The following is a 22,942-nucleotide window of genomic DNA, read 5'->3' as shown; positions in this document are numbered from 1 at the left end:
GTCCACTCTCTAGGTTGCGCTCAGTCTTGGTACAGCGCCGCTCAGGACTTCGGCCGCGGCGGTACCTGGGCAAATTCCTTCGGGAATACGACCTGCTGATCCTGCTCGGGAGTCCACTGGATGAACATCGCTGAACCGTCCTTGAGCAGACGGTCTTCTGCGAATTGCAGGCCCTTCGGCTTGGCGATGTAGAGGTTCGGATCGCCGGCCGGAATATTGACGTTCTTCAGCGCCTCGAGCAGCGCATCGCTCTGCAGCGACTTGGCATTCTCGAGCACCTGCTGCAGCACGCGCGCCGCCTGGGCGTATTGCACGGCGCCCTGGCCGATTTTGTCGAGCTTGGCGACATCGCGCAGTTCCGTGACAATCTTCTGCATCGACTCGATCTTGGCGCCGGCGCTGAAACCGGTCATGCCGAACAGGTTCTTCGTCAGCACGGCCTTACCGATCTCGGGACCGAGATCCTTCCAGAGCGACAGATCCGAATAGCCGCCGGTGCCGCCACAGAAGATGCTGCCGTGATAGTTCAGATTGTAGCGCGCCTGATGCAGCAGGATGCCGTCGCGCGGTGTCACGAGGCCGACCACAACGTCGGGCTTCAGAGAGCGGATGCGCACCATCGCCGCGGTCTGGTCCTGCGCACGGATATCGAGCGCCGCTTCGCCGATGATCTGGATGCCGCTGGCCTTCAGTTTCTCGACCAGGAATTTGTTGGACTGCTGGCCGGCCTCGTAATTCGAATAGGCCATGACCGCAGTCTTGATCGGAAACTTGAAATCGTCGCGCAGCGAGATGACGAAGTCATGCATGGTCTGCGCATAGCCGCGATCATACGGGTATCCCAGCGTGAACATATAGTTCGACTGCGAGCCGCCGGCCCAGACCGACAGCGTCGGCATCTTGGCTTCGTCGACCACCGGCGTCAGCGCCAGCATCTGTGCGCTGAGAATGGTGCCGGTGAGAAGCTGCACCTTTTCCTCGGTGATCAGGCGCCGTGCTTCGGCGGCAGTGCGTGCCGGCTGGCTGGTATCGTCCGCCAGCACCAGCTCGATCCTGGCGCCGCCCTTGCTCTTGATGCCGCCTTCGGCATTGATCTTCTTGATGATGTATTCGAAAGCCGGCTGGCCTTCCTGCGCATAGGCGGCAAGGCCGCCACTCATCGAATTGACCATACCGATGCGGATCGCCGGCTCGGCAGCGCCGGCACCGCGAATGAACGGCGCGGCGATCGGCCCTGCCAGAACGGCAGAGGCACCAAGTCCAAACGTGCGGCGGGTCATGGTCATGTCATATCCTCCGATGCGCAACGTCGCTGAAGCGGCGCGCTTTCTTGTTCTGTTGCTGTGCGCTGAAGTGTCGAACACTGCGTTGCAGATTGGGAGTCCGCATATCGCAGTTGGGCAGCGTTTTTCGGACTTAGCCGCCTTTGCGCAGCTGCGTCAAATTGCGGCGCATGGAAATCGCGAATGAGGGCCATGCATCCGTGACGGGGCTTTCATATTCGAGCAATCGCAAAGCCTGCGCGCGGAAAATGTACAACCGTCGCGCCGACATCGGGATCGTCACGGCGTAAAGCGATGCTGTCATGACCCGCAGAAACAAACGCACCAATGACGGAATCGAAGCCCCAATCGGTCGACGTGACCGATACCATCATGCCTTCCGCAAAGGGCCCATGCTGATCAGCCGCTCCGTCATCGTAAGCCGCACGAGGCGTCGCTGCAGGTTGGCAAAACCGCGCCGTCTCCAGCGCCTGCTCGGGCAACAGCTCCTCAACCGCTCCGTGCCCCAGCGACGCCACCCGATCCATCCACGCAAGCACACGTGGATACTCGGCAAGACCTTCGCTCTCACCGAGATTGCCGCGCGCGTACCAGAGCGGGTGGTAGACGGCGATGTCGGCAAGTGACGGCGCGTTGCCGAGCAGGAATGCGTCGCCATGCGCAAGCCAATCGCTGAGCCAGGCAAGATGAATGCGAAACTGGTTGCGCAGCGCAGGAATCTGCTCGCGCATCTTCACGCTGTCCCAGCCATCGAACTTGCCTGACGTGAAACTCGCGCGATCAGCATGCAGCTCCGGCGGGAAACGATCTCCGTTCAGGCCGAAGACCAGTCCAAGAGCATTGGCGAAGAGCGCGCTATCGGCCCAGGCCGCGATGATATCGGCCTGGCCGCGCGTGCCCGTCGGATAAAGCGTCGGCTCGGGAAAACGCCGCTCGAGTTCGGCCAGAATACGGCGCGTATCGCAATAGATATCCGCGCCGATCTGCAGCACCGGAATGCGGCGATAGCCTCCGGTGAGCGGCACAAGCTCTGGCTTCGGTGCAATCCGCGGCTGGATCACCGAGCGCCAAGACAAGCCCTTCAATCCGAAGGCGACGCGCACTTTCTCGGCAAACGGCGAACGCGGATAGTGATGCAGAACAAGATCGGTCGCCGTCACTGCATCCCTTGCCTGTCAGCTATGTCGCATGCACCGCCGTCGTTGCGCCGGCGGAATACATCGCCTCGAATTCGGCAATCGGATGCGGAAGTCCATCCGGACCGGTGATCTCGACATCCCAGCTGCCGTCATCGAGCAGCTCCCTGGCCTTCTTGACAGCTCCGGCCGCGTTGTCGCGGCGGAGTGAAACAGTCCCTGACGTATCGGTTCCCCTGACGAAAAACGGCAAGTCACGTCCTCCCTGTGTGAGGCGCCCCGCAAAGCGAGACCGCGCGCGACGTCTTGATCGCGTCACTCTGCGCATCAGACCACAGGACTCACGGCAATTCCAGCAACTTGCCGTCGCAATCGTCATGAACCTGTTATGCAGCCCCGCGCTGCGCTGCGGGACGCGTCAACACGAAGAAGACGAGAGTGCATACGGTCAGGAATACCGCCATTGAGATTAAAACTGCGGGCAATCCCCAAGCGGCAGCAATCGGACTGGTAGCCGATTGCATCACGGCGGTGCCGAGGAAGAACGACAGGTTTGCCGCAGAGAGCGCTTTGCCAATATTCTCGGCAGCAACGACCTGGCGGATCATCGCATAGACGAGCGGCTGCATCGCCACGAGAAGGCCGATGACCACAAGCAGGCCGGTATCGACTGCCACGGGCATCACTGGCAGGCCGAAAAGCGTGGCCAACGGATAGCCCGGTGCACCGAGCGCCATCACGAGCAGCAGCGCGGCGGCGCACAGATGGACCGTAAACAGCAGCACGCGGCGATGACCGAGCTTGCGATCGAGCAAGCCCGACAGCGCCGGCCCAATCACCAGCGCCACCGTAAACAACGCCAGTACATTGCCAGCCTCTATCCGCGATAGTCCCTTGATATTCATCAGCCAGGGGCCGGCCCAAAGGCCACGCAACACGAGCTGAACCGCCAGCGACACGAAAGCGAGGATCACGATACCGCGCACCGCGCGGGAGACACCGAGTTGCAGAACCGAAACCATCTCACCCAGGAGCGCGCGCTGCTGGCCTTCGGGACGCGACGACGGGACGATAACCGCGATCAGCATGGCCACGACAATAGCCGCTGCCGCCGCAATCCAGAAGCCGGCGCGCCAGCCCCAATGCTCGACGACGTAAGCCAGCGGACTGGCAGACAAAAGCAGCCCCGCATTGCCGAATGACAGAATGATGCCGGACCACAGACCGAACTGCGCTGGTGTCAGCCGCTTGGCCGCGAGCGTCATCGGGCACATCAGCATGCCCGACGTGGCCATGCCGATCGTGGCCTGCGACACGAAGAACGACAGAGGCCCTGTCGATAGCGCGGCGATCGCCGCGCCGCAGACCGTACCGGCGAACAGCACGAGCGACACCGTACGGATGCTGTAGCGATCCAGCGCGACGCCGACCGGAATCTGCAGGAGCGCGAAGAAAAAATGATAGGCCGAGGTCAGCGCGGCCAGCGTCTGCGGCGTGACGCCGAGATCGGTCGACATCAAATCGATCGCGACCGCAGGCGTGGTGCGCAGCATGTTGGACAGCACATGCCCGCAGGTCAGAATGAGCATGGCGGCCACGAGGGCCACGCTCACTGGCGGATCGATGGCAACGGGCTTAAAGGCAGAAGAGTTGGCAGCACTGGTCATGGCGCTCGCCTACGCGGAAATACGCCACGCAGCAACCGCCACGAAAGCCGTGGCGGTCATGCTCTCTCAATGCTGCGGTGCAGCTTAAGCCGCAGATGCCTCGATCCGGATTGGGATCGATTTGTAAGCCGGCGTTCCCGACTTCAGATCGTGCTGGTCGAGCGACACGAGTACATTGGCCTCGGGATAATAGGCCGCCACCGATCCTTGCGGGATGTTGTAAGCCACCGCCGTCACCCGACGCAGCGCGCGCGGCGCGCTGTCCGGGCGGTCCAGCACGATGTCGATCAGATCACCGTGGCTTAGCCCGCGGCGGGCGAGGTCCTGCTCGTTGACGAACACCACATCGCGCCGCCCGGTGATGCCGCGATAGCGATCGTTCATGCCGTAGATCGTGGTGTTGTACTGGTCGTGGCTGCGCAGCGTGGTCAGCGTCAACGCGGTCTCGGCGGGGCCGTCCTCATAGAGGCCGGAGAAGACCAGGAACCGCGCCTTCTTGCTCGGCGTCAGCCATTCCCGTTCCGAGGCGGCGTTGCGCAGCCGGAAGCCACCCGGCTTCTTGATCCGCGCATTGTAATCCTCGAAGGCCGGAAAGACCGACTCGATGGCCTCGCGGATCTTGCTGTAGTCGGCGACGTAGTCGAGCCACTTCACCTTTGTATTCGGCAAAGTCGCGATGGCCATATCGGCGACGATCGCAGTCTCGGACTTCAGATGCTCGGATGCCGGCTTCAAGCCGCCACGCGAGGCGTGCACCATCGACATCGAATCTTCCACCGTCACCAGTTGCGGTCCCGTCGCCTGCACATCGATCTCGGTACGGCCAAGGCATGGCAGGATGATCGACTCCTTCGCGATCAGCAGATGCGAGCGATTGAGCTTGGTGGCGATATGCACCACGAGATCGAGGCTGCGCATCGCCGGATAGGTTTCCTCGGGATCGGACATCGCCACCGCGAGATTGCCGCCAAGACAGATCAATGCCTTCGAACGCCCGTCACGGATCGCCTTCACGGAGGCGACGGCATCGTGACCATGTGCGCTCGGCGGTTTGAAGTTGAACGTGCGTTCGATACCGGCGAGCAGTGCGGCGTTGGGTACTTCGGTGATCCCTACGGTGCGGTCGCCCTGCACGTTGGAGTGCCCGCGTAGCGGCGAGATGCCGGCGCCGGGACGGCCGATGTTTCCGCGCAGCATCAGCAAATTGGCGATCTGCTGCACATTGCCGGTGCCGTGGCGATGCTGGGTAATACCCATGCCGTAATTGATGATCACGCTCTTGGCCCCGGCGTAGATGTTGCCGAGGTTTTCGATATCAGCGCGCGGCAGGCCAGACGATTTCTCGATCGCCTCCCATGAGGTCGCGTCGAGATCCGCGAGCAGTGCATCAATGCCGTCGGTGTGTTCGGCGATGAAGGCGCGGTCGAGCACGCCGGGGCCGCCTTCGGCAAGGCTCGCGGCGTCGAGCGCCACGACGGTCTTCATCATGCCCTTCAGCACGGCAATGTCGCCACCGACCTTGACCTGGTAATAGGTCGACGAGATCTGCGTAGAGCTCAACGTCAGCATTTCCGCTGGATGCTGCGGGGATGTGAATCGTTCCAGCCCGCGCTCGCGCAGCGGATTGATTGAAACGATGGCAGCACCGCGCTTGGAGCATTCGCGCAGGGTTGTCAGCATGCGCGGATGATTGGTGCCGGGATTGTGCCCGATGCAGAACACAGCATCCGCATGGTCGAAATCCTCCAGCGTCACTGTGCCCTTGCCGACGCCGATGGATTCCGGAAGGCCGACGCTGGTGGCCTCGTGGCACATGTTGGAGCAATCGGGGAAATTGTTGGTGCCGAATTCGCGCACGAACAACTGATACATGAAGGCTGCTTCGTTAGAGCAGCGCCCCGACGTGTAGAACTCGGCCATGTTCGGATCGGGCAAAGCGCGCAGGCCAGCACCGATCCGCGCCATCGCATCTTCCCACGAGATCGGAAGATACTTGTCGCTGACCGGGTCATAGGCCATCGGATGGGTGAGACGCCCCTCGTTTTCGAGATCGTGATCATGCCAGCCCCAGAGTTCGCTCACCGTATGGGCCGCAAAGAATTCCGGCGTCGTGCGCTTGGCCGTTGCTTCCCACGACACCGCCTTGGCGCCGTTCTCGCAGAACTCGAATGATGACGTATGCTTTGGATCGGGCCAGGCGCAGCCCGGGCAATCAAAGCCATGCGGTTGGTTCATCGTCAGCAGGCCGTGCGTTTCGTTGACCACCGCCATCTGTCCGCGCACCGCGTCGGCCACCGCTTTCAACGCGCCCCAACCTGCGGCCGCACCCTTATAGTCTTCGACGCCCTGAACCTGCTTCTTCGCCATCGCGATCCGTCCTTCGTCGTCAGGGCCCATATGGCCCAACCTAATTCCGCCTCGTAGCATTAAAGGCTGTAGTGCAGCGAATAGATGCCATCAACTTTGATTGACCAGGGCCTGCGCTGTATTGAACGATACGAATGCCGCGACACCTGTTCACCAAGGCTATCGCCCGATTGATATTTTGAATGGAGCGCCCATGACGTCTTCTTCCCTGTTCCAGCCGCTGCAAGTCGGCCCGTATCGATTGAGCCACCGCGTCGCGATGGCGCCGCTGACGCGCATGCGCGCCGAGAAGACATCCCTCGCTGCATGGACGCTCAATGCCGAATATTACACGCAGCGCGCGACCGAAGGCGGATTGATCATCGCCGAGGCGTCGCAGGTCATGCAGGAAGGACAAGGCAACCCGAACACGCCGGGCATCTATTCGAAAGAGCAGATCGCCGGCTGGCGTCAGGTCACTGACGCCGTGCATGCCAAAGGCGGCATCATCTTCCTGCAGCTGTGGCATGTCGGCCGTGCCTCACATTCCTCGTTCCAGCCCGGCGGTGGGCTTCCGGTCGCGCCGTCAGCCATTGCGATCAACGCTACCACGCGGACGGCTTCAGGCGAGACGGTATCTTACGAAACGCCCCGCGCGCTCGAGACCAGCGAGATTCCCGGCATTATCGACGCCTACAGGCAGGCCACGCACAACGCCAGGGAAGCCGGCTTCGACGGCGTCGAGGTGCACGGCGCCAACGGCTATCTGCTCGAGCAATTTCTGCAGACCCGCAGCAATCGGCGCACCGACCAATATGGTGGCTCAATCGAGAACCGCGCCCGCCTGCTGCTCGAAGTGACCAATGCCGTCATCGGTGCCTGGAGTGCGGATCGTGTCGCCGTCCGCCTGTCGCCTTATGGTGTCTCGAATGACTCCGGCGAAGCCGATCCGATGCCGCTCTACAGCTATGTGGTCCGTGAGCTCGACAAGCTCGGCCTCGCCTACCTCCATTTCGTCGAGCCGCGCACAAGCGGCGTCGGCCGCGCGGAAGTGTTTCATAACAATGTGCCTAAAGCCTATGAGCTGTTCCGGCCGATGTGGAGCGGCGTGCTGGTCACCGCCGGCGGATTCGACGGCACCTCGGCCGAGGAGGCCGTCGCTTCCGGCAATGTCGATATCATCGCCTTCGGCCGCCCGTTCATCGCCAATCCGGATCTGCCGGAGCGTATCAAGCGGAAGGCGCCCTTCACCCCCTATAACCGGGCGACGTTTTACGGCGGCGATGTGGCTGGCTACACCGACTACCCGGTGCTTGGCGCAGGTTAGTGCCGCGGATTATTCAATAGAAAGCACTTCTGACGCGCTATAGTCTGTGTACGGCCCGTAGCGGGTCAGGAGTATCGCCCCATGGATTCCACCCTCTCAGCCGCCGAGCTCGACGATCGCATCGCCATCCTTCGCGACAATATCCGGCAGTTGATCGAGCAGGCCACCGCGGCTTCCGGCGAGAGCAACGAGGAGCGCACCGCGGATCGGCTGGCTCAGCAGAATGAGGAGCTGGACCGGCTGATCGCCCAACGTGACGCCCTTGGCAAATAGCCGAGAGGACTACGGACTGGAGGCCTGCCCGGTTGACGGGCGGGATGCGTAAAACCACGGCTTTTCCTCCAGTAAACTTTTGGCTAGCTTGGCTGCATGAACGTTCAAGCCAAGATCGACATCAAGCACTCCACCTGCCCGCATGATTGCCCCTCTGCCTGCGCCCTCGACATCGAGGTGATCGGCGGGAACACCATCGGCCGGGTCCGCGGCTCCAAGGAGCAAACCTATACCGCCGGCGTAGTCTGCGCGAAGGTCGCGCGCTATGCCGAGCGCATCCATCATCCCGAACGGCTGATGTATCCGATGCGCCGCACCGGCCCGAAGGGCTCCGGCCATTTCACCCGCATCACCTGGGACGAGGCGCTCGACGAGATCGCTTTGAGGTTCAACGAGGCCGAGCGCGACTTTGGCGCGGAGTCGGTATTTCCCTATTACTATGCCGGCACCATGGGTCTGGTGATGCGCGATGGCATCAACCGCCTCGCCAATGTGAAGAAATATTCGCGCTTCTACTCGACGATCTGCGCGACCATCGCCTGGGCCGGCTTTGCCGCCGGCACCGGCAAGGTCGCTGGCGTCGATCCGCGCGAGATGGCGAAGTCAGACCTGATCGTGATCTGGGGCACCAACCCTGTCTCGACGCAGGTCAATGTGATGACCCACGTCTCCCGCGCCCGCAAGGAGCGCGGGACCAAGCTCGCGGTTGTCGACATCTACGACAACGACACCATGAAGCAGGCCGACATCAAGATCCTGCTGCGGCCCGGCACCGACGGCGCCTTCGCCGCCGGCGTGATGCATGTGCTGTTCCGCGACAACCTTGCAGATCGCGACTATCTCGCCAAATACACCGATCACTCACCCGAGTTCGAGGCGCATCTTTCCTCGCGGACGCCGGAATGGGCCTCAGCCATTTGTGGCGTGCCGGCCGCCGAAATTGAGGCCTTCGCCCATCTCGTCGGCGAAAATAAACGCAGCTATTTCCGCCTCGGCTATGGCTTCACCCGCAGCCGCAACGGAGCCGCGCAGATGCATGCCGCGCTGTGCGTGCCCACCGTTACCGGTGCCTGGCAGCAGGAAGGTGGCGGCGCTTTCTTCAACAATGCCGCGATCTGGAAATTCGACAAGACGCTGATCGAGGGCCTCGACGTGCTCGACGAGAGCGTTCGGCGCCTCGATCAGTCGAAGATCGGTCGCATCCTGACCGGTGACGCGGAGGCCTTGCACAACGGCCCACCGGTCAAGGCGATGCTGATCCAGAACACCAATCCGATGACGGTGGCGCCCGAACAGGCCTTGGTGCGGCAGGGCTTTGCCCGCGAGGACCTGTTCGTCGCGGTACATGAGCAGTTCATGACCGAGACCGCCATGATGGCCGATATCGTGCTGCCGGCGACCATGTTCATGGAGCATGACGATCTCTATTACGCCGGCGGCAACCAGCACATCTCGGTCGGTGCCAAGCTGATCGACGCGCCGGAAGAATGCCGCTCGAACCACGACGTTCTGCAGGGCATCGCCATCCGCCTCGGCGCGAAACACCGCGCGTTCGATATGCATCCGCGCGATATCATCGACGAGACGCTGCAAGTCAGCGGCCACGGTGGCATCGAAGGGTTGGAGGCCGACAAATGGCGCGATATCCAGCCGGATTTCCGCACCTCGCACTATCTCGACGGTTTTGCCCATGCCGACGGCAAATTCCACTTCAAGGCGGACTGGTCGGCAGTGCCAATGCCCAATGCCGGGCTGATGGGCGCATGGGACGAGATGCCGTCATTCCCCGACCACTGGGCGGTGATCGAACAGGTCGATGAGGCGCATCCGTTTCGCCTGGCCACCAGCCCGTCGCGCTCGTTCCTCAACACCTCGTTCAACGAGACGCCATCATCGCAGGCCCGCGAGGGTGCACCCAGTGTGATGATGCATCCGGTCGACGCTGCGAAATTGGGAATCGCCGATGGCGATGCCGTGACGCTCGGCAACACGCGCGGCGAGACGACACTGACCGCGCGCATCTTCGAGGGCCTGCGGCGCGGTGTGCTGATTGCGGAATCGGTGCACCCCAACAAGGCGCATATCGGCGGCCACGGCATCAACATGCTGACAGGAGGCGAAGCCGTCGCGCCTTACGGTGGGGCTGCGTTTCACGACAACAAGGTGTGGGTGAAGAAGGCGTAATCCCTTCTCCCCGCTTGCGGGGAGAAGGTGGCCGCGCGAAGCGCGGTCGGATGAGGGGCATGGCACACAACCAGCCTATATCCGCTCTATCGAAGCGAAGAAGATGCGATCCGCGAGAGATCGCCAAGCTGAAATCACGTACCACGCCCCTCACCCGCCGCGAAGACGCGGCGACCTCTCCCCGTAAAGAACGGGGAGAGGTAAGCTTCAGCGCGCATCCTCCAGAATCATGTCCGACGCCTTCTCGGCGATCATGATCACCGGTGCGTTGGTGTTACCCGACATCAGGTCCGGCATGATCGACGCGTCGATGACGCGCAAGCCTTCGAGCCCGCGCACGCGCAGCCGCTGATCGACCACCGCTTTCGCATCATTGCCCATCCGGCAGGTCGAGGTCGGATGATAGACCGTGCTGCCGCGCTGGCGGCAATAAGCGAGCCATTGCTCATCGGTCACCGTGCCCGGGCCGGGCTCGACCTCCTTCGTCACGAAGGGCTTCATCGCCGGCGCATTCAGCATCTTCCGCAGAATCTTGAGCCCTTCGACATTCGCCGTACGGTCGGTTTCGGTCGCCAGATAGTTGATGCGGATCGCTGGCGGCACCGAGGGATCCGCGCTCTTGATGCGCAGCGAGCCGCGGCTTTCCGGGCGCAACTGGCAGACCGAGGCCGAGAAGCCGGAGAACGGATGCAGTTTCTCGCCCATCTTGTCGGTGGAGAACGGCAGGAAGTGGATCTGGATATCCGGCGACGCCATGCGCGGATCGGTCTTGAAGAAGGCCCCGGTGGTGCCGGCGGCATAGGTCAGCGGACCAGTGCGGAACGCCGCATACTGGAGGCCCATCATCGCCCGGCGAACGGGATGATTGACGAAGTCATTGAGCGTGATCTTTTGCGGGCATTCCATCACCATGCGGACCTGCATATGATCCTGCAGATCACTGCCGACGCCGGGGGCATCAAGAAGGACCTCGATGCCGTGTTCCTTGAGCAGATCGGCGGGACCGACGCCGGAGAGCTGCAGCAGTTGCGGTGAATTATAGGCGCCACTCGACACAAGCACTTCCTTGCGGGCGCGCGCCTTGCGCACCACGCCATGCTGCTTGAATTCGATGCCCACCGCGCGCTTGCCTTCGAACAGGATACGCTGGGCCAGTGCTTCGGTCTCGACGCGGACATTGCCCTGCTTCAATGCCGGGCGCAGATAGGCCCGCGCGGTCGAGGCGCGGCGGCCGCCTTTCGTCGTGGTCTGGAACCAGCCGGCGCCTTCCTGCGTGGCACCGTTGAAGTCGTTGTTCACCGGAATGCCGGTCTCGGCGGCTGCAGCGATGAAAGCTTCCGACAACGGGTCGGGGCAACGCGAATCCGACACCGGCAGCGGGCCGCCGACGCCGTGATACTCGCTCGGCCCACGGGTCTGATTTTCGGCCTTCTTGAAATAGGGCAGCACATCGTCATAGCCCCAGCCGGTATTGCCGAGCTGGCGCCAGCGGTCGTAATCCTCGTGCTGGCCGCGCACATACAGCAGCCCGTTGATGGAGCTGGAGCCGCCGAGCACTTTGCCTCGCGGCTGGAAGACCGAGCGTCCATCGAGGCCCGGTTCGGGCTCGGTCTGATACATCCAGTTGACGGACTTCTCCTTGAAGAGCTTGCCGTAACCGAGCGGAACGTGAATCCAGATATTCCGATCCTTCGGGCCGGCTTCCAACAGCAGCACCGAATATTTGCCGGAGGCCGACAGACGATTGGCGAGCACGCAACCGGCCGAGCCGGCACCGACGATGATGTAATCAGCCTCAATGGCATCAGCCGACGCGCGATGCGTCGACGCAGTTTGACCGCTCATGTTTCCCCCGATTGTTTTCAGCAACTGAAAACGGAAATGACGGGGATGTAAATGGGCGTGGAAGGAAGCACGGCACGCATGCGGCTAGAATCGTCGCAATGCGAAGAGCCGGAGACAAACTCGGCGTCGTCCCCGCGAAGGCGGGGACCCATACACGCTTCAGTTATAAGGGGATCGCCGCGGTGGCGCCTCTGCCGCTTCAACCACGCAGATCGTGGTTATGGGTCCCCGCCTTCGCGGGGACGACAGGCTGAGAACCTGCTCAGCTATAACGGCTAATCGCCAGATCCTTGACATCCAACTCCGGCGCCTTGCCGGAGATCTGGTCGGACAGCACGCGGGCGGTGCCGCAGGCCATGGTCCAGCCAAGCGTGCCGTGACCGGTGTTGAGATGGAGATTGCCGAGATGCGTCGGGCCGACGATGGGCGGACCATCCGGCGTCATCGGCCGCAAGCCGCTCCAGAAGGTCGAGCGCGAGAGATCGCCGGCGGTCGGAAACAGGTCGGTCACCGACTTATCGAGCGGCATCCTCCGCGGCGCAGTGGGTACCGGATGATAATTGCCGACTTCAGCGGTGCCGCCGACGCGGATGCGGTCACCAAGGCGCGTGATGGCCACTTTGTAGCTTTCGTCCATGATCGTCGACTGCGGCGCGACGCTCTCGTCGGTGATCGGCACGGTGAGGGAATAGCCCTTCACCGGATAGACCGGCGCATCGATGCCAAGCGGACGCAGCAACAGCGGCGAGAAGCTGCCAAGCGCCATCACGTAACTATCTGCGGTGAAGACACCCTTGTCGGTCGTCACCTGCGCGACCCGGCCGCCGGTGACATCCACGGACTTGATCGTGGTCTCATAGATGAATTTCACACCGAGCCCGGCTGCGATCTTTTCCAGCCGCTGCGTAAACAGATGGCAGTCACCGGTTTCGTCCTCGGGCAAACGCAGACCGCCGACGAACAGATCCTTCACACCGGCGAGGCCCGGTTCATATTTCACGCAGCCGGCACGATCGAGCACCTCATAGGGCACGCCATATTGCTTGAGCACGTCGATATCGCCGCCGGTGGCATCGAGCTGCGACTGTTTGCGGAACAGTTGCAGCGTGCCTTGGCTGCGATCGTCATAGGTGATGCCGGTTTCGGCGCGCAGTGCGCGCAGCTGGTCGCGGCTGTATTCGGCGATGCCCACCATGCGCGACTTGTTCAACGCGTAACGCGCGCTGGTGCAGTTGCGTAGCATCTGCAGCATCCAGCGCCACTGGTGCGGATCGGCCTGTGGCCGCACCACCAGCGGGCCGTATTTGTCCATGATCCAGCCGAGCGCCTTCTTCGGCACGCCCGGGCCGGCCCAGGGCGAGGCGTAGCCGGGCGAGACTTCGCCGGCATTGCCGAACGAGGTCTCCAGTGCGGCGCCGGGCTGACGGTCCATCACCGTCACCTCATGGCCTGCCTTGGCCAGATAATAGGACGTGGTGACGCCGATCACGCCCGCGCCGAGAACCAGAACCTTCATCGCACCGTGCCTCCAGACCGGGCGGTCCACCGCACATCGATCTCATCCGAGTAAATTCTCTCATAGCGCTGACCCAGCGAGGTCAGCATTTCATAGCCAATGGTGCCCGCGGCTGCGGCCAGCGCGTCAAGCGACTGATGCCCGCCGATGATTTCGACCTGCGATCCCCGTGCCAACATGCCGGGCGGCAGATCGCCAAGATCGACCGTCAGCGAGTCCATCGATACGCGCCCAGCAACCGCCAGCCGGCGCCCGCGGAAATAGACCGCGCCGCCATTGCCGAAGGCGCGCTGCAAACCGTCGGCGTAACCGATCGCCAATGTCGCTAGCCGTGTCGCCTTGGTCGCCCGGAAATTCCAGCCATAGCCGACATGGGCATCGGTCTCGACCTCGCGGGTCTGGATCACCTGCGCGGTGAGGCGGACAACCGGCAGCATCGGGTTGCATTGCGCGGGATTGGGATTGAGACCGTAGAGCGCCGCGCCAGGGCGAACGAGATCGTGATGGTAATTGCGGCCAAGGAAAATGCCTGAAGAGTTGGCGAGAGATTTTCGCGCGGCGGGGAAGCGCTTGGCAAGCGTCTGAAATGCTGCAAGCTGATGCGCATTGGCCGAATGCTCCGGCGTGTCGGCGCAAGCGAGATGGCTCATCACCATCTGGATATCGAGAACTGAGGTGTCCTTGCCGGCGACGTCGGCGATTTCGCGTGGCGACATCCCCAACCGCGACATGCCGCTATCGACCTGAACGACCGCGGGCAGAATCCGGCCGCGTTGCCGCGCCTGATCCGACCAGGCTTCAAGCTGTTCGCGCGAATTGAGCACCGGAACGATACCGGCTTCGGCGCAGTCACGCTCGCCGCCTGAGGGCAGACCGTTGAGCACATAGATCGCGACGTCCCGAGGCAGATGCGTCTGCAGGTCCAACCCCTCGTCGAGATGCGCGACAAAGAAGGCGCGGCAGCCCGCCCGATAGAGTGCCGGCGCGACGCGATCGGCGCCGAGGCCATAGGCATCGGCCTTGACGACGCCGGCACAGGTGACGCCAGGGCCGACCCGCTCGGCCAATAGCCGGTAATTGCGTGAGATGCCTTCAAGGTCGATGGTCAGCACCGCGCTCGCGTGCCGCGCGCCCGTTCCGCCTGTCCAAGGTGCCAGCATCACATCCCCCGCCACGAATGATCGCAGCGGCAGTATCTCACCTTCCGCATGGCGCTTTACGGCGATTCCGGCCGCTGCTAGGGTCATAAACGGTGATTATCGGTGCAAAATCACGTCCTTGTAGAGAAATCCTGCAAAAATTTGGCGAGAACCATGGCAAGCGACCTCGATTCGACCGACCGGAAGATCCTTCGCGAGGTGGTCCGGGATGCCCGGATCAGCCAGATGGCACTGGCGGAGAAAGTCGGCCTGTCACCCACCGCCTGTACCCGACGTCTCACGGCCCTGGAAAAGAAAGGCGTGATCAAGGGCTATGCCGCCGAGATCGACGCGTCCGAACTCGGTTACATGATGACGGTCCATGTCCACATCACACTGGACAAGCAGAGCGAGGACGCGCTGTCGGCCTTCGAGCGCGAGATCGCCAAATGTCCGGATGTCGTGTCGTGCTACTTGATGTCGGGCAATGACGACTATCTCGTCCATGTGCAGGCGCGCGACATGGAGGACTATGAGCGCATCCACAAGCAGCACCTCTCGCGGATGCCCGGCGTGGCGCGGCTGCATTCAAGCTTCGCGATGCGCAGCGTGGTGAAGCGCGGTGTCTCGCTGTCGGCGCTGACGGGCTGAGCTTGCTTATCTCCCCCGGCTTGCGGGGAGAGGAAGCAGGCGCGCTTAATTCGGATGCAGACCCGGCGCTTCCTGGCCAGTGCGCTCGACATACTCCGTATAGCCGCCGCCGTATTGCTGGATGCCGTCCGGCGTCAGCTCGAGCACGCGGTTCGATAGCGCCGCCAGGAAGTGGCGGTCATGCGACACGAACAGCATGGTGCCCTCATAGTCGGCGAGCGCCTTGATCAGCATTTCCTTGGTGGCCATGTCCAAATGGTTGGTCGGCTCATCAAGCACCAGAAAATTCGGTGGGTCGAACAGCATCTTGGCCATCACCAGACGCGCTTTCTCGCCACCCGACAAAACACGACAGCGCTTCTCGACATCGTCACCGGAGAAGCCGAAGCAGCCGGCGAGTGCGCGCAGCGTGCCCTGGCCCGCCTGCGGAAATGAGTCTTCGAGATTCTGGAAGATCGTGCGCTCGCCGTCCAGCAGATCCATCGCATGCTGCGCGAAGTAGCCGAGCTTGACGCTGCCGCCGATGGTGACGTTGCCGTTGTCGGGCTCGGCCGCGCCGGTGACAAGCTTCAGCAGCGTCGACTTGCCGGCGCCGTTGATGCCCATCACAGCCCAGCGCTCTTTGCGGCGCACCGAGAAATCCAGCCCCTCGTAAATCGTGCGGCTGCCATAGGCCTTGTGAATGCCTTTCAGGCTGACGACGTCTTCGCCCGAGCGCGGCGCCGGCAGGAAGTCGAACGACACGACCTCGCGGCGCTTCGGCGGCTCGACGCGCTCGATCTTGTCGAGTTTCTTGACGCGGCTCTGCACCTGCGCGGCATGGGACGCGCGGGCCTTGAAGCGTTCGATGAACTTGATCTCCTTGGCGAGCATCGCCTGCTGGCGCTCGAACTGCGCCTGCTGCTGCTTCTCGTTCATGGCGCGCTGCGCTTCGTAGAATTCGTAATCGCCGGAATAGGACGTCAGCGATCCCGAATCGATCTCCATGATCTTGGTGACGATGCGGTTCATGAATTCGCGGTCATGCGAGGTCATCAAGAGCGCGCCCTCGTAACCCTTGAGGAAACCTTCGAGCCAGATCAGGCTTTCGAGATCCAGATGGTTCGACGGTTCGTCCAGCAGCATCACGTCGGGCCGCATCAACAGAATGCGCGCCAGCGCCACGCGCATCTTCCAGCCGCCGGAAAGTTTGCCGACGTCGCCGTCCATCATCTCCTGCGTAAAGGACAGGCCGGCGAGCACTTCGCGGGCACGACCTTCCAACGCGTAGCCGTCAAGCTCCTCGAAGCGCGCCTGCACTTCTCCGTAACGCTCGATGATGGTGTCCATATTGTCGGCCTGATCCGGATCGGCCATCGCGGTTTCCAATTCCTTCAACTCGCCCGCGACCACGGCGACCGGGCCGGCGCCCTCCATCACCTCGGCGACGGCGCTGTGGCCCGCCATTTCGCCGACATCCTGGCTGAAATAGCCGATGGTGACGCCGCGCTCGACCACCACTTGCCCCTCATCGGGCAGTTCACGGCCGGTGACCATCCGGAACAGGGTCGTCTTGCCGGAACCGTTGGGGCCGACCAAGCCGATCTTCTCGCCCTTCAACAGCGCGCCGGCGGCTTCGATGAAGACGATCTGATGACCGTTCTGCTTGCTGATATTGTCGAGGCGAATCATGGGAACTACGGGCTCACGGGACAGGATTTAGGCCTGCCAATAAGGCATCCGGGCCCCGTACGGAAGGATATTTTGCACCGCAAAAGAACTAGGTGCCCGCCCGCATCTCGTTCAGGCTCTTCATCAGGATTTCCGCGAAAGTCGCCGCGGCTACCGGTAGCGTGCGACCGCGCAGCTGGCACAGCACCAGATCGGCGGTGGGCACATCGCGAGTATCGATCGGGCGGCCGACCAGCCCCATGCCGAGGTTCCCGGTGGGAGCCCCGATCTCGATCTGGAACGAGATCATGTCGCAGCGGAACACCAGCCCGCGCAGCATCTCGAAGGAGTTTGACTCCGCGAGCATGTTGAGGCGCAGATCGCGCCGGGTCGTGACCTCATCGAGAATCTGGCGACCGCTCAAAGTCCGATCCGGCAGGGCTGCGGGATAATCGACACAATCGGAGAGGCGCAGCATTTTCTTGGCTGCCAGCGGATGATCCGAGCGGGTGATCACCACAAGACGCTGGGGAATGCTGGCGATGACACGCAGCGACGGCCACATCGTGGGGCGATGCACCAGCGCGAGATCGACGTCGTAAGCCGCCAGCGCGGCCAGCGCGCGCTCGTGATCCATCACCTTGAGGTCGAACACCACTTTCGGATGCTTCTTCTGGAACGCAGCGACGCGCAGCGCCAGAAAATCCAGCGCCAGCGCCTGGCTGCAGGCGATCTGGATCGGACCGCGCCGCAGACCTCTGAGATCCTCCACCTGCGATCTCATCCGCTCGGCATCGGCAATCTGGCTGCGAGCGTAGCGCACGAACATCTCGCCGGCGGTGGTCAGCTTCACGCCCCGCGGCCGGCGCTCGAACAAAGGCGTGCCGATTTCGGCTTCGAGGTCCTGAATGCGCCGGTTCATCGCGGAGGGTGTCAAGTTGAGCAGTTCCGCGGCGCGACGGATCGAGCCGGTGCGGGCCACTTCGACCACATGGGTCAGCAACCGCAGATGCCTCATTGCCCTCGCCTCTCGAGTGATGCCTTTTTTACACCGGTCACTGGAAAAGATAGCAGCAGATGTGGCCACCCGGATAGGCCTATCCTGATTCACGCAGGAAGATAGTCGCGAGAGCGACGTCGCCCACCGACCAATCATGTCACGTTTCGCAACAGGAAAGCATCGATGACCGAATGCCGGGCACTTCGTGGATTACTGACGCTCGTCTTGGCCTTGGGCGTAGCCGCAGGAACGCTCACTCTTGCCCAGGCTGCCGGGCCAACCAAGATCAAGTTCACCCTCGACTGGAAAATCCAGGGTCTGCATGCGTGGTACTACTGGGCGAAGGCCAAGGGGTACTTCAAAGATGAAAATCTCGACGTGACGATCGATCAGGGCGAAGGCTCGGCGGCGACCGTCACGCGGATCATGTCGGGCGCTTATGATGCCGGCTTCGGCGATATCAACGCCATCATTCAGAACGCCGCCACCAAGCCGGACGATGCACCGGTGATGGTCTACATGATCTATAACAAGACGCCGTTCGCGCTGCTCAGCAAGGCGGATGGACCGATCAAAACTCTCAAGAATCTCGAGGGATCCAAGCTTGCTTCGCCCTCCGGGAGCGCGTCGCTGAAACTACTGCCGCTGCTCGCCAAGCAGAACGGCATCGATTACAGCAAGATCAGCATTCTCCAGGTTTCGCCGGCCTTGCAGGAACAAATGCTGCTGCAGGGCCAGGTGGATTCGATCGCGGTGTTCGCGGCCACCAGCTATCTCAACCTGGTGTCGCTCAAGGTCGATCCCGACAAGGACTTCCGCTGGAATTTTTATTCTGACGCCGGCCTCGACCTCTATTCCAACGGCGTAATGGTGTCGCAGAAGCTGCTGAAGGAACATCCGGAGGCGGTGAAAGGTCTGCTGCGCGCCATTAACCGCTCGATCAAGGAAACCGTCCAGGCACCGGACACCGCCATCGACCTGCTCGCCACCGAGGAACCGCTGATCAAGAAGGATATCGAGAAGCGGCGCCTGACCTACGTTTACAACAACTTCATCAACACGCCAGAGGTCGGGGATCTGGGCCTCGGCGAGCTCGATCAGAAGCGCCTGACTTCAGCGATCTCCACCATCGTCACCTCGTTCGAACTGCCGCGCACACCGAAGCCCGACGACGTGTTCAACAATACGTTCCTGCCGGCCAAGCCCGACCGGATTCCCCCGACCATCGCGCCGTAATGACAACGGCTCGCTCCACCGGCGCGCCGCGTCGCATCACCTGCGCTCATGTGCTTGGCCCGGACGGGCCGATGCCCGGCGCGCAGGTGATCGCGCTGCAGGGCGGCAAGATCCAGTCGATCGCACGGACAACTGAAGCAGCAGAGTCGACCGTGGCACTGCCCGCCTTGGTCAATGCCCACGACCACGGCCGCGCGGTCCGGACCAGCTCCATCGGTGCCGACGCCAAGCCGCTGGAGTCCTGGATCCACTATCTCGCATTGTTTCCTGCGGTCGATCCCTATGTAGCGGCCTGCGTCGCGTTCGCCAGCAGCGCGCTGGGCGGCGCCGGTATCGTCATGAACCATTATACCCGCGTGCAGGGCTTCACTGATCTGCCGACCGAACTGGCCGAGGTATCGCGCGCGGCACGCGATGTCGGCGTGCGCGCCGGCCTCGCCGTGGCAATGAGAGATCGCAATCCTTTGGTCTACGGTCCCTCGGAACCTGTGCTGGCAGCGCTGCCGCCGGACGTTCGGGCGGAGATCGCGCAGCGCTTCACGCGTCCGCCGCTGTCGCCGCGCGATTACATCACGCTAGTGGACGAGATTATCTCCGCCGCCGATGGCCCGACATTCGATGTGCAATATGGTCCCAATGGCGTGCAGTGGTGCAGCGACGCGCTGTTGCAGGCGACCGCCGAAGCCTCGGCACGCACCGGCCGCCGCGTCCACATGCATCTGCTCGAGACCAAGTATCAACGCCATTGGTGTGACGCCAACTATCCTGGCGGCGTAGTCCGCATGCTGGACGAGATCGGTCTGCTGTCCCCGCGGCTGACGCTGGCACATTGCGTCTGGGCCCGGCCCGATGAACTCGAACTCCTGGCCGAACGGGGCGTCGTCATTTCGGTCAATACCAGCTCCAACCTGCATCTGCATTCGGGCCTGGCTCCCATGACCCGGATGTGGACCGCCGGATGCCGGATCGCCCTCGGCATCGACGGCAAAGCATTCGACGACGACAACGATGCACTGCGTGAGCTCCGATTGTCACATCTGCTCCATGCCGGCAGCGGTTTCGATCAAGTCGTGACCCGCCACCGGGCGCTGCATGAAAGCGTAAGCAACGGCCGCTTCGCCGTCACCAATATCGCCAGCGACGGCGGCCTGCGCGACCGCGCCGATGCGGACATGCTGCTGCTGGACTGGAACGCCCTCAACGACGACGCGCTGCGCAGCGATCTCGACCCGATCAATCTCCTGTTCTCGCGGGTAACCGCGCGCCATATCCGGGAGGTGATCGTCGCCGGCCACACGATCGTGCGCGATGGGCATGTCGCCGGGATCGACTTCACGGCTGCGCGGCAGGAGATTCTGGCGCAGATGCGCGCTGGCATGCCCTCTGGCCAGAACCTGGCTGGGGCCCTCGGTGCGCTCGACGGCGTGATTGCCGCAAGCTTTTGCGGATGCTGCTGACGCGCCTGCGCCTCGCAGTTCTGCAAGCGCCGGCCCGAGCAACGCGTTATCTGGACGATTCCGAGTGAGGCCTTTTTTGCACCGCTTAAGCAAAAAGATAGCAGCAGATAAGTTCACTCGGATAGGTTTAACTTTGCTCCTGAGGGCGGCCGCAGGCAGAGACACCCCACCGGCCGATCGTGTCACTCTTCTCAACAGGAACACACCGATGACCGGACGCCATGCATTTCGTGGATTGCAGACGCTTGCCCTGACACTGATCGTGACGGCCGGATCGTTTGTCGCCGCGCAGGCCGACACCAGGATCAAGATGGTCCTGAACTGGAAGTATGAAGGTCCGCAGGGCATGTTCTTCCTCGCGCAGGATCGCGGCTACTTCAAAGCGGAAGGTCTCGACGTCAGTTTCGACCAGGGTAACGGCTCCGGTGCGGCGGTGCCGCAGGTGGCCAACGGCGCCTATGACATGGGGTTCGGCGACATCAATGCGTTGATCGAACTTGCCGCCAGGAAGCCGGACGAAGCACCGATCGGCGTCTACCAGATGTATAACCGCCCGCCTTTCACCGTGGCCGTGAAAGCCGATAGCCCAATCAAGACCCCCGCTGATTTCATCGGACGAAAGCTGGGCGGTGCGGCCAACGACGGCGCGCTGAAGCTGTTCCCGGCACTCTGCGCAGCGACCAAGATCGACTGCACCAAGGTCGAGGTTACCAACATGCAGCCGAACCTGCGCGAACAGATGCTGATGAAGGATCAGGTCGATGGCGTGTTCGGCTACATCACCACCATCCGCTTCAGCGCCAGGTTGATCGGCATCGATCCTGAAAAGGAGATTCGCTTCATCAAGTTCGGCGACTACGGCATGGATCTGTATTCCAACGCCATCATCGTCTCGCGCAAGTTTGCCAAGGAAAACCCCGACGCCGTGAAGGGCTTCCTCAAGGCGCTCAACCGCGGCGTCAAGGATGCCATGGCCGATCCCAAAGCCGCCATCGAGGCCGTGCAGAAGCGCGAACCACTGATCAAGCCAGAGATTGAGCGCGCGCGCCTGGAAGCCACGCTGTCCGACGAAATGACTTCGCCGGAAATTTCAAAGATCGGCCATGGCGACATCAGCGACGAACGCATGAGCAAGGCGATCGATATCCTCGTCAGCGCCAAGGAACTGCCACGCACGCCAAAGGTCGGCGACGTATTCGACCGCAGCTTCATGCCGCCGCTGGCCGATCGCCCAACGGCCATCAAGGCAGCGATGTAACTCCCCAGCAGCCTCAACTCCGAGGCAGCCTCATGGTGAGGAGACGCCCTCTTGGGCGCCGTCTCGAACCATGGGGCGGGCGGATCAGCATCCTTCGAGACGCAGCGCAAGGGCGCCGCTCCTCAGGATGAGGACTGAGACTAGACATTCGACAAAAAAGGACAGCCTATGAAACTCTCCCTCGAAAACCGCGTCGTCATGATCACAGGGCCCGCCAAGGGTATGGGCGCCTCCATCACCCACGCCTTTGCCGAACAAGGCTGCAAGCTGGCGCTGCTGGGCCGCGATACCTCGGCCATCGAGCCGGTTGCTGCCGAGGTGAAAGCCAAGAGCGGCGAGGTGATCGTCATCCCCTGCGATCTCACGAAGTACGAGCAATGCGAGGCCGCGGCGGAGAGGACCAAGGCGGCGTTCGGCGGTCGCATCGACATTCTTGTCAATGTCGCCGGCGGCTCCGGCCCGATCGGCAAAACGGGGGTGCAGACCACGCCGGAGGAATTCGACGAGATCGTCACGCTCAATATGAACGGTTGCTTCCACTCCATGCGCGCGGCGTTGCCGACCATGATCGATCAGCGCTACGGCAAGATCGTCAATGTTGGCGGCACCTTCGGCATGCGCGGCCGCGCCGGCCGGATGGCCTACTCGGCCTCGAAATGGGGTCTGCGCGGCATCACCAAGAGCTTCGCGCTCGAGGTCGGCCCGCACAACATCAACGTCAATTGCGTGGCGCCTGGCATGGTCGATGGCCCGCGTTTTCGTGACAAGGTCTGCCGCGATATGGCGCTGAAGCTTGGCATCACCGAACAGGAAGCCGCCGAGCGCCACGCCATGGACTACGCGCTGCGCCGCGTCACCGTCGATGCCGACGTCGCCAATGCCTGTCTGTTTCTGGCCAGCGACGTCTCGCGCCAGATTACCGGCGTCGACCTGCCGGTCGATGGCGGTTGGGCAATGCTGTGAGCGAGGGGGCA

18 protein-coding genes are annotated in these 22,942 nt (G+C 62.4%); 8 read left to right on the top strand and 10 right to left on the bottom strand.

From position 1 onward, the window contains the following. Positions 1–41: 41 nt before the first annotated feature. From RSO67_RS19440 to RSO67_RS19420, 5 genes are all read right to left on the bottom strand, one after another. On the bottom strand, positions 42–1,286 hold the full coding sequence (locus RSO67_RS19440; protein ID WP_315840179.1) for an ABC transporter substrate-binding protein: 1,245 nt from the start codon (positions 1,284–1,286) through the stop codon (positions 42–44). A 209-nt stretch (positions 1,287–1,495) separates the two neighbouring features. Beyond that, positions 1,496–2,443, bottom strand: coding sequence for a glutathione S-transferase family protein (locus RSO67_RS19435; RefSeq protein ID WP_315840178.1), 948 nt, complete (start codon positions 2,441–2,443; stop codon positions 1,496–1,498). 19 nt (positions 2,444–2,462) lie between these two features. Further along, on the bottom strand, positions 2,463–2,672 hold the full coding sequence (locus RSO67_RS19430; protein ID WP_068737702.1) for a hypothetical protein: 210 nt from the start codon (positions 2,670–2,672) through the stop codon (positions 2,463–2,465). Positions 2,673–2,805: 133 nt separating this feature from the next. Continuing rightward, entirely contained in the window at positions 2,806–4,086 is a 1,281-nt protein-coding gene (locus RSO67_RS19425; protein ID WP_315840177.1) for an MFS transporter, read from the bottom strand. An 84-nt stretch (positions 4,087–4,170) separates the two neighbouring features. Continuing rightward, positions 4,171–6,453 carry an FdhF/YdeP family oxidoreductase gene (locus tag RSO67_RS19420; RefSeq protein WP_315840176.1) on the bottom strand — a complete coding sequence of 761 codons (2,283 nt, stop codon included), beginning with the start codon at positions 6,451–6,453 and terminating at the stop codon, positions 4,171–4,173. A gap of 193 nt (positions 6,454–6,646) precedes the next feature. Between RSO67_RS19420 and RSO67_RS19415 the strand changes: the two genes are divergently transcribed. The 3 genes from RSO67_RS19415 (at position 6,647) to RSO67_RS19405 (ending at position 10,216) form a co-directional block, all read left to right on the top strand. Continuing rightward, on the top strand, positions 6,647–7,759 hold the full coding sequence (locus RSO67_RS19415; protein ID WP_315840175.1) for an alkene reductase: 1,113 nt from the start codon (positions 6,647–6,649) through the stop codon (positions 7,757–7,759). An 81-nt stretch (positions 7,760–7,840) separates the two neighbouring features. Further along, positions 7,841–8,032, top strand: a complete 192-nt coding sequence (locus RSO67_RS19410) for a hypothetical protein (protein WP_081422070.1) — start codon at positions 7,841–7,843, stop codon at positions 8,030–8,032. A 96-nt stretch (positions 8,033–8,128) separates the two neighbouring features. Then, a complete protein-coding gene (locus RSO67_RS19405) occupies positions 8,129–10,216 on the top strand; it encodes a molybdopterin oxidoreductase family protein (RefSeq protein ID WP_315840174.1) in 2,088 nt (695 codons plus the stop codon). 207 nt (positions 10,217–10,423) lie between these two features. Here RSO67_RS19405 and RSO67_RS19400 read toward each other — a convergent pair whose 3' ends face one another. The 3 genes from RSO67_RS19400 to alr form a co-directional block, all read right to left on the bottom strand. Further along, entirely contained in the window at positions 10,424–12,061 is a 1,638-nt protein-coding gene (locus RSO67_RS19400) for a choline dehydrogenase (protein ID WP_315840173.1), read from the bottom strand. 262 nt (positions 12,062–12,323) lie between these two features. After that, positions 12,324–13,577: a D-amino acid dehydrogenase gene (locus RSO67_RS19395; RefSeq protein ID WP_315840172.1), complete on the bottom strand. Its 1,254-nt coding sequence runs from the start codon at positions 13,575–13,577 to the stop codon at positions 12,324–12,326. Beyond that, the gene (gene alr, locus RSO67_RS19390) at positions 13,574–14,824 is read right to left on the bottom strand and encodes an alanine racemase (protein WP_315840171.1); all 1,251 of its coding nucleotides are present in this window, start codon (positions 14,822–14,824) and stop codon (positions 13,574–13,576) included. The genes RSO67_RS19395 and alr overlap by 4 nt, the downstream gene beginning before the upstream one ends. Before the next feature lie 66 nt (positions 14,825–14,890). Here alr and RSO67_RS19385 point away from each other — a divergent pair, with 66 nt between their 5' ends. Further along, entirely contained in the window at positions 14,891–15,367 is a 477-nt protein-coding gene (locus tag RSO67_RS19385; RefSeq protein ID WP_309940907.1) for an Lrp/AsnC family transcriptional regulator, read from the top strand. 45 nt (positions 15,368–15,412) lie between these two features. Here RSO67_RS19385 and RSO67_RS19380 read toward each other — a convergent pair whose 3' ends face one another. Both RSO67_RS19380 and RSO67_RS19375 read right to left on the bottom strand, forming a co-directional pair. After that, positions 15,413–17,038, bottom strand: coding sequence for an ABC-F family ATP-binding cassette domain-containing protein (locus RSO67_RS19380; RefSeq protein ID WP_315840170.1), 1,626 nt, complete (start codon positions 17,036–17,038; stop codon positions 15,413–15,415). An 88-nt stretch (positions 17,039–17,126) separates the two neighbouring features. Then, positions 17,127–18,035: a LysR family transcriptional regulator gene (locus RSO67_RS19375; RefSeq protein ID WP_315840169.1), complete on the bottom strand. Its 909-nt coding sequence runs from the start codon at positions 18,033–18,035 to the stop codon at positions 17,127–17,129. Between the two features lie 165 nt (positions 18,036–18,200). On the opposite strand from RSO67_RS19375, the gene RSO67_RS19370 reads away from it, so the two are divergent. From RSO67_RS19370 to RSO67_RS19355, 4 genes are all read left to right on the top strand, one after another. Beyond that, the gene (locus RSO67_RS19370) at positions 18,201–19,253 is read left to right on the top strand and encodes an ABC transporter substrate-binding protein (protein WP_315840168.1); all 1,053 of its coding nucleotides are present in this window, start codon (positions 18,201–18,203) and stop codon (positions 19,251–19,253) included. Then, the gene (locus RSO67_RS19365; RefSeq protein WP_315840167.1) at positions 19,253–20,710 is read left to right on the top strand and encodes an amidohydrolase family protein; all 1,458 of its coding nucleotides are present in this window, start codon (positions 19,253–19,255) and stop codon (positions 20,708–20,710) included. Before RSO67_RS19370 ends, RSO67_RS19365 begins: the two co-directional genes overlap by 1 nt. Positions 20,711–20,918: 208 nt before the next feature. Further along, positions 20,919–21,968 carry an ABC transporter substrate-binding protein gene (locus tag RSO67_RS19360; protein ID WP_315840166.1) on the top strand — a complete coding sequence of 350 codons (1,050 nt, stop codon included), beginning with the start codon at positions 20,919–20,921 and terminating at the stop codon, positions 21,966–21,968. A gap of 168 nt (positions 21,969–22,136) precedes the next feature. Continuing rightward, positions 22,137–22,931: an SDR family NAD(P)-dependent oxidoreductase gene (locus RSO67_RS19355; protein ID WP_315840165.1), complete on the top strand. Its 795-nt coding sequence runs from the start codon at positions 22,137–22,139 to the stop codon at positions 22,929–22,931. Positions 22,932–22,942 lie beyond the last annotated feature (11 nt).

Source organism: Tardiphaga sp. 709 (genome assembly GCF_032401055.1).
Classification (GTDB): Bacteria; Pseudomonadota; Alphaproteobacteria; order Rhizobiales; family Xanthobacteraceae; genus Tardiphaga.
The sequence above is the reverse complement of the archived record's forward strand: the minus strand, read 5'-3'. Positions and strand labels throughout refer to the sequence as shown.